Annotated in this window: 12 protein-coding genes; all 12 read right to left on the bottom strand. The window is 65.5% G+C overall.

What is annotated here, in order from left to right; all coding sequences use genetic code 11:
* Position 1: 1 nt before the first annotated feature.
* On the bottom strand, positions 2-1,873 hold the full coding sequence (locus SR870_RS04130) for a putative porin (protein ID WP_322516781.1): 1,872 nt from the start codon (positions 1,871-1,873) through the stop codon (positions 2-4).
* A gap of 39 nt (positions 1,874-1,912) precedes the next feature.
* Complete coding sequence (locus SR870_RS04125) at positions 1,913-2,656, bottom strand: TonB C-terminal domain-containing protein (RefSeq protein ID WP_322516780.1); 744 nt, start codon at positions 2,654-2,656, stop codon at positions 1,913-1,915.
* Complete coding sequence (locus tag SR870_RS04120; RefSeq protein ID WP_322516779.1) at positions 2,653-3,141, bottom strand: hypothetical protein; 489 nt, start codon at positions 3,139-3,141, stop codon at positions 2,653-2,655. The genes SR870_RS04125 and SR870_RS04120 overlap by 4 nt, the downstream gene beginning before the upstream one ends.
* A 13-nt stretch (positions 3,142-3,154) precedes the next feature.
* Entirely contained in the window at positions 3,155-3,559 is a 405-nt protein-coding gene (locus SR870_RS04115) for a biopolymer transporter ExbD (protein WP_322516778.1), read from the bottom strand.
* A gap of 4 nt (positions 3,560-3,563) precedes the next feature.
* Positions 3,564-5,588, bottom strand: a complete 2,025-nt coding sequence (locus SR870_RS04110) for a DUF2341 domain-containing protein (RefSeq protein ID WP_322516777.1) — start codon at positions 5,586-5,588, stop codon at positions 3,564-3,566.
* Positions 5,588-7,300, bottom strand: coding sequence for a ShlB/FhaC/HecB family hemolysin secretion/activation protein (locus SR870_RS04105; RefSeq protein WP_322516776.1), 1,713 nt, complete (start codon positions 7,298-7,300; stop codon positions 5,588-5,590). The genes SR870_RS04110 and SR870_RS04105 overlap by 1 nt, the downstream gene beginning before the upstream one ends.
* A gap of 259 nt (positions 7,301-7,559) precedes the next feature.
* Positions 7,560-8,546 (bottom strand): FecR family protein, encoded by a 987-nt coding sequence (locus SR870_RS04100; RefSeq protein WP_322516775.1) that lies wholly within the window; start codon positions 8,544-8,546, stop codon positions 7,560-7,562.
* Positions 8,547-8,772: 226 nt separating this feature from the next.
* Positions 8,773-9,324, bottom strand: coding sequence for an RNA polymerase sigma factor (locus SR870_RS04095; protein WP_322516774.1), 552 nt, complete (start codon positions 9,322-9,324; stop codon positions 8,773-8,775).
* Between the two features lie 119 nt (positions 9,325-9,443).
* The gene (locus tag SR870_RS04090; RefSeq protein ID WP_322516773.1) at positions 9,444-10,151 is read right to left on the bottom strand and encodes an energy transducer TonB; all 708 of its coding nucleotides are present in this window, start codon (positions 10,149-10,151) and stop codon (positions 9,444-9,446) included.
* Between the two features lie 22 nt (positions 10,152-10,173).
* A complete protein-coding gene (locus tag SR870_RS04085) occupies positions 10,174-10,995 on the bottom strand; it encodes an STN domain-containing protein (RefSeq protein ID WP_322518184.1) in 822 nt (273 codons plus the stop codon).
* 320 nt (positions 10,996-11,315) lie between these two features.
* Positions 11,316-11,564, bottom strand: a complete 249-nt coding sequence (locus tag SR870_RS04080; protein WP_322516772.1) for a hypothetical protein — start codon at positions 11,562-11,564, stop codon at positions 11,316-11,318.
* A 281-nt stretch (positions 11,565-11,845) separates the two neighbouring features.
* Complete coding sequence (locus SR870_RS04075; RefSeq protein ID WP_322516771.1) at positions 11,846-12,781, bottom strand: ferritin family protein; 936 nt, start codon at positions 12,779-12,781, stop codon at positions 11,846-11,848.
* Between the last annotated feature and the right edge of the window lie 130 nt (positions 12,782-12,911).

Here is a 12,911-nt window from a genome sequence, read left to right as displayed (position 1 = left end):
ATCAGAACTTCGCGTTGAGGTCGACGACCAACACGTCCACCGCGTACGGCAGACCGGCGATGCTGTTGGCGCTCAGCCAGCGCACGGAGCTCCAGACGTTGTCGCTGAGGCCGAGATTGGCGCCGAGGAAATAGCCCTTCAGGTTGGTTCCGCCGAGGCCGAAATCGGAGTCGGCGAAGGCGTCCAGAGTGGCGTCGGACTCCAGATATTTGTAACCGGCGTGAACGTTCCAATCGCCGAGGTGCTTGATCTCCCGGTTTCCGACGGTGACTCGCCCCATCCAGCCCTTGTCACCACCGTCGAACGCGCCGAGCGTCCGGTCCGGGGTCGGCCCGCGGTTGTTGTAGAAGTATCCGGCGACGTTGCCGGGAAGGCTCTTCATGCCCACGCCGTTGTTGACCAGCGAGCGATCGAACGCGGTGTTCCACACGAACTCGCCGTCGATGACGATATGGTAGGGATGGAATTCGCCGAGATCGAGCGATCCGCTCACCACCAGTGGCCGATACTTCTGCGCCAGTCCAAAGTACTGATACTGCAGCTCCGAGCCGAAATTGTTGAAGGCGAAGCCCGAGGCGAGGTTGCGCAGCGTCATATAGGTGTTGCCCTTCTGCGCGAACATCGGACGGGTCAGATCGGTGCTGCAGCCGTTGCTCGCGTTCGCCACGAAGCAGGTGTCCGAGGTCTGGCCCTGCACGTTCTGGAAGTCGTAGATCGCGGTCGCGAACCGGAATTCGCTGACCGGCGCGAAGCGCTGCGCGAAGCCGAGCTGAGCACCGAACAGCCATCTGTCGTGGCTCGGGAACTTCGACTGCTCGACCGGAAGATTGCTGCCGGCGTTGAAATCCGTGTTGAAGATCGGGAATGCGCCGGCGACGCCGAATACCGAGAAGTCCGGGGTGACCGAATATCGGCCCTGCGCCGCGACGCCATCGAACCCGAGTTCGCGATACCAGACGAGATCGGTCGGCGACCAGAACGGGTTGTCGAAACGACCCGCCGACAGCACCAGATCGCGGTCGAACGCTTCGTATTTCAGATAGCCGCGATCGAGCCACACCGAATATTTCGATAAATTCGAACCGCTGCCCCCCATCGTCTGGTTGGTGGAGACCGGTGAATTGCTTTCACCGGTCGCAATCCGCACCCCGGCATTGAAGCCGTAGGCCAGGTCGGCTTCCATACCGAGCCGGGCGCGCAGCCGGACTTGGTTGCGATTCTGCGTCGTGTTGTAGGTCGGCCAATTGTACGGATTAGTGGTGTCCGACAGGTCGTAGGGCGAACCGCTGTTGATGGCGTTGAAGTTGATCGCGTCGGCCTGTGCGTTGCCCTGCGGGAAGAAGCTGCCGTGATAGCGGCTGCGGAAGTCGCCGTAAAAGCGGATGCGCTGCGCCCATTCCGGATACATGCCCGGCGACGCCCAGTTCTCCTTTTGCGCCTTCGCCATCACTTCCTTCTTCAACTCGTCGCGGATCTGCCGCTTGACGATCTCGGGCACATAAGTGACGTGACGTGTGCCGGGCGGATTGGCGGCGGCGGCGGCTTCGCCGGCCACCTTGGCGGCTTCGTCCGCCTTGACGCGTGCATCCTTGGCGGCCTGCCGCGAAACGTAGGCCTCGGTGTCGGCCTGCTGGATCAGGCTGTCGGCCTCCTCCTGCGTCAGGAGCTTGCGCTTCACCATCAGGTTCAAGAGACCGACCGTGGCGTTCGGCGAGACCGGCTTGGCATCGGACACCCTGGGCCGCTTGGCCTCGGTCCTGTCGGCGGCACGATCCGCGCTTTGGCCGAAGGCCGGCGCCGCGGCCACGAGCGCCGCCAGCGAAACGGCGAGCAGATATGCGCGCCGGCGTGCGTTCGGATTGAAGTCAAACATCGTCCCCTGTCCTTCCACTCGTCGTCGTTGTTAGTTAGATCAGCTCGGACGACGCGCGGTCACGCGCGTCACCATCGGCATTGGCATGTCTTTGGGCGGAGGCTCGCGCAGCGTCAGGCTGCCGAGCACGTCGTCACGGATGATCCGGTCGAGTTCGGCGTCGCCTGTCGACGACACCAATTGCACGCGACTGATCTTGCCGGTGCTGTCCGCCCACAATCGGATCTGCACCTGCAGCACCGCTCGCTGCGTCCGCTGGTTCGCGCGCAACGCGCTTTCGATCTGCGACTGGACGATCGAGGCGTACCAGCCCCAGCGGCTTCCACCGCCTCCACCTCCGCCATACGGGCTGCCGCCCGGCTTTCCGCCGAGATTGAACAGGTCGCCGGGTCCGGTCGCCTTGGCGTCCAGCGCCAGAGGGCCGGGTGGTTCGTCGTTCTTGGCGTCCTTGACCGGTTCGTCCTGCGGCTTCTCGATCGCCTTCTCTTCCTTGAACTCCTGCTCCGCCATCTTTGGCTGCTCGACCATCGTCTGCTCGGGCGGAGGAGCCGGAGGCTGCGGAGGAGGAGGCGGCGGCACGTTGACGATGGTGATCTCGTGAACCTGACGGGGCGGCGGAAGATCGTCGCCGCTGAACAACCAGCGATAGCCGCCGCCGAAAAGCCCCGCGAGGATCACGACCGCGACGCCATACCTGATCGCAGATCGCCTGCCCGGCCCGCGCGCATCGCTCTCTGCGTCGTCCGACGGCGACCGCTGCCAGTCTTCCCCGAGCTTGCTCACGATGCGGCCTCACCGGATCGCGCGAGGTACCCCTGCTCCGCGCAGTACTGCAGCACGAACTTCACCAGCAGCGCGAAGTCACTCGTCTCCAGCGTCAGCCGAAACCGAACGGAATCGATCACGAGTTGGAAGCTGCCATCCTCGGCACGGTGCTCGACGTAAGCGTCACGATCGATCGACAGACTCCGACGCCGCCCGTTCAATAGCTTCAAACGGAAGGGATCCTCCTCCAGCTCCGCCGGAGCCATCCATTTGGCCAGCATGCCGGCCAGCCCGACGAGCCGCGCGTCGCCGCGGATCGGAAACTCCAACACCGCGGCGCCACCGGCTTCGTCGCGCTGCGGTGCTGAGACGGCGCCGATGCCGACCGCCGCCGCCTGCTGACGCCCGAAGCGGCGCAGCAGCGCGTCTCGCATCTGCACGAGCACGCCTTCCTGAACGACCGGGACGGGCCGGGGCGCGAGGGGAAACAATAGACGCTTCACGACATTGTCCCCGTCACTTCACGAGCGGCTTGGTTGCGAGACCGACCTGGCTGAGGCCGATCCGGCCCAGCAGATCGAGCACGTCCATCACGCTCTGGTACTGGGCCTGCGCGTCGCCACGCAGCACCACCGGGAATTCCGGAGTAAGCGCCTTCTGCTGCAGCAGGCGCTGCTCCAGTTCCGGCAGGGTGACGGGCATGGTGTCCAGGAAGATCTTGCCGTCGTTGCCGACGGTGATCGCCTTCGTCGTCTGCGTGGCCAGGCTGGGCGCCGCGGACGCTTTTGGCAGATTGACCTTCTGGCCCTGCACCGTGGCCGTCGTCATGATGATGAATATCACCAGCAGGACGTAGGCCAGGTCCAACATCGGCGTGATGTTGATGTCGTCATACGGCTTGGAGTCGTCTTGGACCTGCATCGTCTCACTCCGCCGCCTGGCCGCGCCGCAGCGGCGCCGGACGGTCGGAGGTGTAGAGTTCGGCGATCCGCGTCACCACGTCGTCGACGAACACCTGCACGTCGGCGGTGAGATTCTTGATCTGGGAGATCAGGTAGTTGTAGCCGAACAGCGCGGGGATCGCGACGCCGAGACCGGCCACGGTGGCGACCAGCGCTGCGGCGATGCCGGGTGCGATGGCGTTGACGTTGACGTCCCCCGAAGCCGCAATCGCCGCGAACGTGATCATCACGCCGACCACAGTGCCGAGCAGGCCGAGGAACGGGCCGCCGGAAATCGCGATGGTCAGCATCACCATCAGGCGGTTGAGGCGCTGCGTTTCACGAACCACACCGCCGTCGAGCGCGGCGCGGATCGCAGCGATCGAGCTCGACGACAGCACGGGAACGCCACCCTTGCCGGACCGGCGGCGGATTTCGTCGGCGGCGATATGGTAGATCCGGTACAACGACGAGGACCGCATCAGGGCCGCGTCCTTGTTGTCGAGCTTGCCCCCGAGGGTCGCGACCTGCTCCGGCGAACCGTGGCTCACCAACGTCAGATCGAAATCGACGCTGTTGTAGCAGGCCATGAAACGAGCGTTCGCCCGCGCCTGGCGCCGCAGATAGGAGGCCCGGTCGATCATCACCATCCAGCTGATCACCGCCATCACCATCAGGATGGCGATCACCACCCAGCCGTCGAGCGTCACCGACTTCAGGATCACGGCGAAATAGCCCGACAGCCAGCTTCCGGTCTCCTCGTCGACGCTGAACGTCACCAGCTTGCCTTTGTCGAGCCCCTGGCCGATCGCCGCAACACGAACGAAGCCGGCCGGACGCGACGCCTTGCTGATCTCGAGCTCGTCGATGTCGCCGGTGAACGCCGTCATCGCGACCGCCGCGGGAGCGGCCGCCACCGGAGCGGCGTCGGCAGGACTGCCGCCGGCGTCCGCTTCGCTTGGAGGATTGCTTCCGTCGGCCACCGGCGCCGGCGTTGAAGCCGGCGACGCTGTTGGAGCCGCGTTGGAGGGAATCGTGTCTCCACCGACGAAAGCAAGGGTGTTGAGCGCAGGAAGCGCCGCGTCGAGCACGGCATAGGCGTTGCCGTCGAGATACAGCGTGACCCGTCCGTTCCCGGCGACCACTGCGACGTGATGCCAGCTATTGAGAGCGATCGGAGACGCGGTCGCGCTACGCTGAACCGTGCCGCCGTTGGCGACCTCGACGAACGGGGCGCCGTTGTCGAAGCCGATCACCACCGCGTTGCCGCCGTCCCGCCGGCTGTAGAGCGCGGTGTTCGGTTGCGATGCCGCAGGCTTGACCCAGGCGGACCAGGTCCAGCCGCTGCTGCCTGCCAGCGCGAGCGCCGAGGAGGACGGCAAGGTGAGCGGCATGCGACCGTCGAGGCGCAAGCCCGTGCCGATCATCGCACCGTCGGCAGGCTGGCCAACGCTCTGTGCATTGTTGCCCCAGACGGTGGAATCCAGCGGAACGGTGCCGCGCTCGCCAAAATGATAGACGAGCTGAGTGTCGGCGTCGTAGGTGCCCTTCGAATCCGCCGCCGCGACCGCTTTCTTGTTGCCGTAGTAAAGCCAAAGCTCGGTCTTGGCACCCGGCTGCAAGTTCGGGACAGCAACCCAGACCAGGGCTTCGCCGAGCAGCGCGTCGAACTTCTCGATATGATACTTCAGCGGCGTCTTGTCGTCGCCGGCGACGAAGCGCAGATCGCCACCGTCTTCCTTGGTGGCATTGAAGCGGAAGTTGCCGGTGTGCAGCCGCACCAGGAGCGGCGTGGTTCCGATCGGATCGGTGATGTTGGCGCCTGCGGCGCTGGTGTCGATCGTGATCTTCTTGCGAAGCTGCCACTCGTCGTTCCACCACGCCTTGGCGGGGGTCGCGGTCAGCAGCAGGCCGCCGACCATCGCGAGCAGTCCTGCCCTTGTCAGGGCCTTGGCGCCGCGCGTCCACCGCCATCCGGCACCGCGCACGTCGTCTTTCTCGATTGTCATCAGAATTCGCCCCAAACACGGAAATTGAAGCGCGGATCACCCGCGCGGGTGTAGGCTTGGTCCTTCATCGGCACCGACAGCACGACGACGCCGTTGATCAGGCTGAACACCTTGAACCGGGAGCCGATGCCGTAACTCCAGAGATCGAACGATGAGATCTGGCCCGGCAGCGGCCGCTGAATGGACGCGTGGCCGGCGTCGGCGAAGCCGAACACCCGCCATTCGTTGAAAGTGGTGAAACGAGGCGTCCCCAGCCCGGTCTCATCCTTCATCTGCGACTGCAGCCAGGAGCCGACGTCCAGACTGCGGATCTCGAAATTGCCGACGACGCCGTCGTCACCGAGCGTCTCGGATTCGAGATAGCCGCGCACACTGTCCAAGCCGCCAACGCTCATCTGCTCGCTCGACACCAACGGCCCGTCGGCGACCTGCGACTGCACCTTGCCCCAAAGCTGGAATCCTTCGGGCAGTTCCTGTGTGTGCGAGACGTCGACGTTGAAGTGGGTGAAGCTCGGCGACGCGAAGTAACGTTTCGCGTCGAATTCCGCCGCGCTGCTCGACAGCGTCCGCAGATTGTAGGTGACCGCGGCGTTGAACTGCGTGGTGAAATTCTCGCCCTGGAACGTCGCGCCGTAGCTCGCAACCGCGGGATAGTAGGTGACGGGCGAAGAGAATGCGTCGGCACCGAGCGCCACCGTCTGTTCGAAATGCTTGTAATCGAGGCCCGCCGACAGCGTGTGGAAGAAGCCGTCCCGCCCGGGCAACGTCATCACCGCCCGGGTGCCGATGATCTGCCCAGGACCGACGATGTTCGTCCCGCCGACGCTCGCGACACTGCTGTTCGAGGACACGCCGTAGAGCAGCAGGTTGATCCAGTCGAGATTCGGCAGCCGCGCCAGATACGAGCCGGAGAACACCTCGGCATCCTGTCGTCGCTCCGGCGCAACCTGGTAGGTGAAACTCGCAGAATGTCCGAGCTGCCAGAGATTGTCGTAGTGCACCGTGGCGTTGACGCGCGTCGCGGTGGTGCTCGGCGACTGCCGGTTGTTGTGCTCCACCGATGCGTGGATCGGCGCCTTGTCTTCGACGTTGAGATCGACGTCGACGGTCCCCGGCGCGACGCCGGCCCGAAGAGCCGGCGTCACCCGCCGGTCCGGCCATTGATTCAGCGCCACGATGTCCTTGGTCACGTCCTTGAAGTTCGGCACGGTCCCTTCCTTCAGCGACGGCGCCGTCCGCTTGATCTTGCCAACGTCGAAGTAGCGCGAGTTCTTCACGCGCAGCCGGCCGACCTTCAGCTCGGTCACTTTCAGCACGACGACCTTGCGTCCGACGTTCTGCGGCGGCACCGCGACGCTGACGGTTTGAAGGCCCTTGTCGTGATACGCCTTCTCCAGCGCGGCCCTCGCCTTCTCGACATCCTCCGCCGTCTTGTTCGGACCGAGGAACGGATAGACCGCCTCCTCGATCTCGATCTGCGGCAGCTTGTCGGCCCCCTGAACGGCGAAATCATGGATGTCGAAGCGCTGCGCCGGCTGCGCTTGAGCAGCCGGACCGGGCTGGGTTGCCGCGGCTTGCGCCGTTTCGCTGCGCGCCGCGGCCGGCACAACCACGCCGATCGCGGTCAGCGCGACAGCCGCTGATTTGAGGCAAAACGCCGTCGCCCGCGCGGACGCGAGGCCGCGACGCTGATAGCTACTTTCAAACTGCACGGGTTCTCGCTCGTCTCCCGGACACTCGCATGATCACGCGGCGGGCGGCCGCGTTCACGGTGTCTCGAATCAGAAGACGACTGGCCCGGCCGAGGACTGAATCGGAAGTTAAGAAAAATCTCGAGCGGGAAGGAACAAAACGATTAGTCCGCGGATGGCTGCAAAATGTTCAGACCGCAATCGGCTCCGAGCCCGTACCGGTGATGCCGTCCCTCACTGGTCGAAACCAAAGGACGATCGACGTCGCAGGGGCGCGCCGTCAGCTCAGCAACAGGATGCCGCCCGGCAGCGTCCGCGCGCTCGCGCCGAACAGTCCGCGAACCTGCGCGACGACATCGTCGAGATGGTCCAGATAGAATGTGCCCGAGATCATGCGACGGCCGAGTCGGTCGTCCATGATCACGATACGGCCGGGACGATAGCGGTTGATCTCGGCGACGAGACGCTCGACCGGCCAGTCCCGGACCAGCAGAAGCCCCCGCTGCCACGCCGTGGCCTGCTCGGGATCGGCCGGAGAAACCGGCGTCAGGCCGCCCTCCTCCGAGTAAGTCAGTTGCTGCGACGTTGTCAGCGCGGCGCGCTGGCCCTTCCAGTCGACCTGCAGGGCGCCGCTGAAACACACCAGCGACACCTTGTGATCGATACATCTGACGTTGAAATTCGCCTCCAGCGTTTCGATCCGCCCGCCTCCGGCGTCGACCGCCACCGCGGCAGCCTGGGACTTGACGTCGACGGCGGCTTCGCCCGACACCAGCTCCACCCGCGGCGCCGAGGCGGCCGACCGCACCGACAACGCGGTCTGCGTGTTCAGCTTCACCGCCATGTTCTGCGCCAAGGCGATGGTGCGGCGCTCGCCCTTGCCGGTGCGATAGTCGGCGGCTAACTCCTCGATCGAGGGCCACAGCCCGAGCGGCGGCTGCGCCGCCACATAGACGCCGCCGACGGCAGCGGCGGCGGCCATCGAACCGCCGATCACGAAGCGACGGCTGACCACGACCCGGGATCGCACCGGCCGCGTGGGAGCAGCATCGGTCCGCCCGAGCAGCTCGCGCGTCGCGTCGCCGAATGTGTGCCACTGCCTTACCGCCTCGCGGAAGGTCTCCTCGTATTCGGGCCCGCGCTTACGCCACATCGCCAAAGCGGCGGCATCGTCGGACGTCGCCTCGCCGGAGTTCAGCCGGATCACCCAAGCGAGCGCCTGCCGCTGAACGGCATCGAGCTCGGGCGTCTCGTCGGCTGCACTCAAGATCGGTCCCCCACTCTGAGGTCTCCTCGGACCGGCATGCGCGCAGCGGCCACAGGTTGGTGTCGATCCTAAGACGATTCGCGGCCCCGCAGACCGAATCCTATCAGCGGCCAGTATCGAGAGATTTTCGTATTTCGACGGTTCGATTCCGGAAGGCGATCAAGCGTCCGGCCGGCGGCGAAAACACCGATCGGCGCGAACTCCCCCGGATTGACCCGAACTGCCGCTAATCGACCGCTTTGGGGCGCGGACGGGGACCAAAACGCCGGACCACCTGACGCCCCAATCGGCCGCTGAGATACTCCATCGCGTGCTGAATGTCGAACTCGACGGTGCGGATGTTGATCCCGAAACGCTGGGCAATATCCCGATGCGGGATCTGTTCGAGATGCGCGGCGATGAAAACCTCTCGGCGACGAGCCGGCAATTCACCGAGCGCTTTCTGAAACTCGGCGATCTCCATGCGGGATTCGGTCACAATGGCCGGATCGGGCCGCTCGTCGACGACGTCCATGATCGCGGCGATCTCGCCGGCGCTCAACAGATGCCGATCCTTCTTGTTGCGATCCTTGGCGACGTTCAGCGCGATACGGAACAGATAGTCCAATGGACTGCGGATCTCGACCGCGTCCGATACTCGATCGACCTTGAGAAACGTCTCGTGCAGCGTTTCGCGGGCGACGTCAGCGGAGCCCAAACAGCGCGTAAGCCGGTTGACCAGTCCCTGATAGTCTGCCGCCAGCGCGTCGCGGAGCGATTTACTGTTGCGATCGGACACTTGACTAATTTACCCGCACCTATCGTGCTCACCAACCGCCCGCACTCGGCCAAAAGGGTAGGTATCGGCCATCAATGACAAAGTCGTGACATTTCTGTAGGCGGATTTCGCAGGTGCGATCAGTACGCGAGATCGAAGGCCACCGGCACGGAAATATTCAGGTTGTCAGGCAGTTCGTCCGGAATCCGCGGCAACGGCTCGGCTCGGCGCAAGGTGGCGAGCGCAGCGCGGTCGAGGGTCGCCGAGCCGGAGCTGGTCGTCACCTTCATGCTGCTGACGCTGCCGTCGCGCCGCATCGCGAACACCAGCCTGACGATCCCCTGGGTGTGATTGCGCTTCGCCTCGTCCGGATATCGCCGAAACCGGGCGATATGCGACAGCAGCGTGCGCTGAAACGTGGCGGCCTTTTGGTCGAGCGCGACCCGCGAGGTCGGCGGCGCGGACGGCCGCAGCCGCGGCGCATCGGTGCGCGCCGGCTGTTCGGCCGGTGCCGGATCCGGGGTCGATGCCGTTTCGGTCGCCGGGCGCGACGGTGCCTCCGCCGGCCGCTCCGCCGGCACCGTCTCGGACGGCACGGGTTGTGGCCGATCCTGGCTCTCCGGCGCCGCGCCTTGCGGCGCGATCAGCCGCACCTCGATCAGATTGTCATCGGCGCGCAGGTTGGGACCGGGCGGCAGCCGATGCAGCCAATACACGCCGGCCGCCAGCAGCAGCGGCACCGCGAGGGCGGCGATCGCCAGCCAGCGCAAGTCGATGCCGGACGCGGTAGCCCGCCAGTCCGGCGCGGCATTGGGCTCCGGCGGGGCGCGGCGCAGAATATCCCACATGACGTTTGGCCGACCTTCGTGGCTATAGCGCTTTGATCGATATCATGAACCGGATCGGCCGCGGCAGATTCGGCGGAGGCTGCCGGCTCAGCGTCATCATGTGCAGCATATCGGCGATGCTGGCGTCGCGAACGGGGTCGCCGGTCGAGCCGTCGAGTTCTGCGCGGTCGATGCCACGCGACGCCGGATCGACCCACAGCCGCACCGCGATCCGATACTCACCGCGCCTGGACTGATTGACCCGCTTCAGAGCCTTCTGGATGTCCGACTGAACCGCGGCGACATACTCCCCCAGCTGATTTCGGTCCGTGGTGTCCTTACCGCTGACGTGGAGGGTCTCGAGTGCCATATCCGCCCCTGCCCCCAGCGACAGCATCGGCGGCAAGTCCGGATCGGGCGCGCTCGCCGGCGCCAGTGTGACGGCGCGCGACCGGCTGTAGCGGACCTTGAGATCGGTCTCGGCGAGCAACAGACGCAATGCGACGTCCGGCGAAAAGTCACCTTCGACTGAAGGGGCCCTGAAACCTGCAGCGGCTGCGGTTTCGAACATCACCTGCACGCCGCTCTGCTGGCTGAAGGCCTGCAGCGCCTCGATCAGCGGTTGCGCGCGAATCCGAAAAGCGATCGGTCCCACCGGGACTGCAGCTTCCTCTCCGGTTGCGATTGCGGCACTCAGGATCAACGCCAGCGCGCACACCACGCGGCCGGCCGGTGACAAGGTCCATCGACTTGCCCTCGCCTCTCCGGCAGTCGTCAGGTTGGCGTTGCTCCACACCATCACGGCAACAATCTCATCAATCGGGGCTGGAACGGCAGTCGGCGCCTCGGCGATCCACCCGGCCACTGCCAACCGGCTACATCGCCGCTTCCTATGTCAACGGGATGACGATTCGATAACGATCGGAGGGAGCCATCCGTCAGACCTCGCCACGACCATTCCGTCGGCCCCAGCAGCCACGCGAGAGCTCGCCGATCCGCGGGCTCTCCGCCTACCTTTTGAGGTTGAGCGACAACCGGAGATTCAGCGGCTGCAGTATTTCGGGCGGCGGCGGCTCCCCGATATTGCCGCGTGTCAGAATGGTGCGGAGATTGAGAACGCCGCAGTAAGCGCGCGCATCGGCTCGTCTTGGGCAGCGTAGCCGCAACGCTGGGCCAGCAACTCTCTCAGCTCCACCTCGTAGGTCTTGGCGACCTTGCCCGGCTGGTCGTCAGCGGCGTTCCGGCGACCGCGCGGTTAGCGGGATCGAGATAGAGCGCCGCCACCGCTGCGTAGTTGGTGCCGCTGCTGCCGGCGCCGGCGAGCAGCGCGATCGAGGCGCCGGGGCGCAGGTCGGCCGCATAGGCCGGACGAGCCGGCGCGCTGATCACGACCGCTGCGCCCAAGACCGTGACCAGCGGCGGCGGCTCCGTCATCCTGCTCGGCACCGACCGCAACGCACTGCGCGTCACTCCGGCGGAATTCGCTACGCTTTGGATAGAGGTGAACGGCCGCGAGAACAGCCTCGATACGTCCGCGAAGACGGACGGCCTGCCTGAAGTCTGCCGCGAGTTTGCGCTGGCACAACCTCGCCATTTCGCCAGCTACTATAGCTGTCGGCGTCCAACAACGTACCACCGGTCGGAGATCACGATGGAACTCTGCTGGCTTCAGCGTGATCGTCGAGGCCGTCGCCGCGCGAACTGACAGCGCACGATCAGCGCCGGTCGACTGCGGCGGAAGCGGCGGCGACCCGGCGCAGGCCGGCCAAACGCACAATCGATTGCGCCGCGAGCTTCTGCGCCAATTCGAGGCTCGCCTGATCGACCGCGCGATCGGCGTCCTCGAGATAAAGGTCCGACAATTGTTCCGCCCGATGCAACGCACGGCTGCTGATCTGATCGACAGGCCCCGCCTCCACGACCGCCTCGTGCGGCTCGCCGGATGGCGGCAGCGGCGATGGCGCAAGCGTCGCCAGGAACTCGCGCTCCCGGTCCGTCAAATGCTGCGCCCATGCCACGATGTCCTTGAGCAACAGACTCTCGAGCAACGCAGCCGAGGCGGGCTCGGAGAAGGATTCGCTGTCCGGCGCACGCCCGTCGCGGGCCGCCCGCCAGGCCAATCGCCGCTCGCGCCGCAGCAGATTGCCGTCGGCCAGCGCTTCCCGCGCAAATCCTTCGGCCGCGGATCGGACCTCGCCGTCCGTCGCCAGCGCGATCACGTAGGTCCAGAACACGAAGGCGCGCTGCCGGTGCTGTACCGCAATCGCCCAGGCCGTGTAGGGCGTGGACAGGCTGGACTGTTCGATGTCGGAGAGCTCGTATTCCGGCACGAGGTCCGGCGCCACCCACGGTCGATCGCGCGGCGACGGCACGCGGTCGCAGGTTTGCTCGCAAACCGCAGTCAGCGATCGGACGCGCTCGCGTTCGCGCGCCGTCAACACCTCGAACACGCAGCGGACCGGACGGAAGTTCTCGTCGACCCGAGCGGCGAGCGCGCCGTAGTGCCGATGAGCGCGCTGGGCGAGATCGAGTGCGACCGCATAGAGCGCGAACAGCTCGGTGATCGCCGCTGGTGGAACCGCGGTGAGAAGCGACGCTCTGGCCATATGAGGGCTCCTACGGAGGTTGACTTGAGCTGCTGCGGAGAACATCACTTCAGCACGCTCGACAATGCCGTCGGTGAGTCACGGGAACTGTGTGTCTCGACACCGGACAGGCATCGCGCAATTTCCCGCACTCCACCGATCGAAAACGATGGAATCATCTTGCGGGGATTACAAG

This window comes from Rhodopseudomonas palustris (assembly GCF_034479375.1).
Classification (GTDB): domain Bacteria; phylum Pseudomonadota; class Alphaproteobacteria; order Rhizobiales; family Xanthobacteraceae; genus Rhodopseudomonas; species Rhodopseudomonas palustris_M.
Note: the sequence above shows the minus strand (reverse complement) of the source record. Positions and strands in the feature narration are given on the sequence as shown.

Coding starts and splice junctions, on each gene's coding strand:
- SR870_RS04130 (WP_322516781.1), bottom strand. CDS start 1,873: ATGTTTGACTTCAATCCGAACGCACGCCGGCGCGCATATCTGCTCGCC.
- SR870_RS04115 (WP_322516778.1), bottom strand. CDS start 3,559: ATGCAGGTCCAAGACGACTCCAAGCCGTATGACGACATCAACATCACG.
- SR870_RS04110 (WP_322516777.1), bottom strand. CDS start 5,588: ATGACAATCGAGAAAGACGACGTGCGCGGTGCCGGATGGCGGTGGACG.
- SR870_RS04090 (WP_322516773.1), bottom strand. CDS start 10,151: ATGTGGGATATTCTGCGCCGCGCCCCGCCGGAGCCCAATGCCGCGCCG.
- SR870_RS04080 (WP_322516772.1), bottom strand. CDS start 11,564: ATGACGGAGCCGCCGCCGCTGGTCACGGTCTTGGGCGCAGCGGTCGTG.
- SR870_RS04075 (WP_322516771.1), bottom strand. CDS start 12,781: ATGTTCTCCGCAGCAGCTCAAGTCAACCTCCGTAGGAGCCCTCATATG.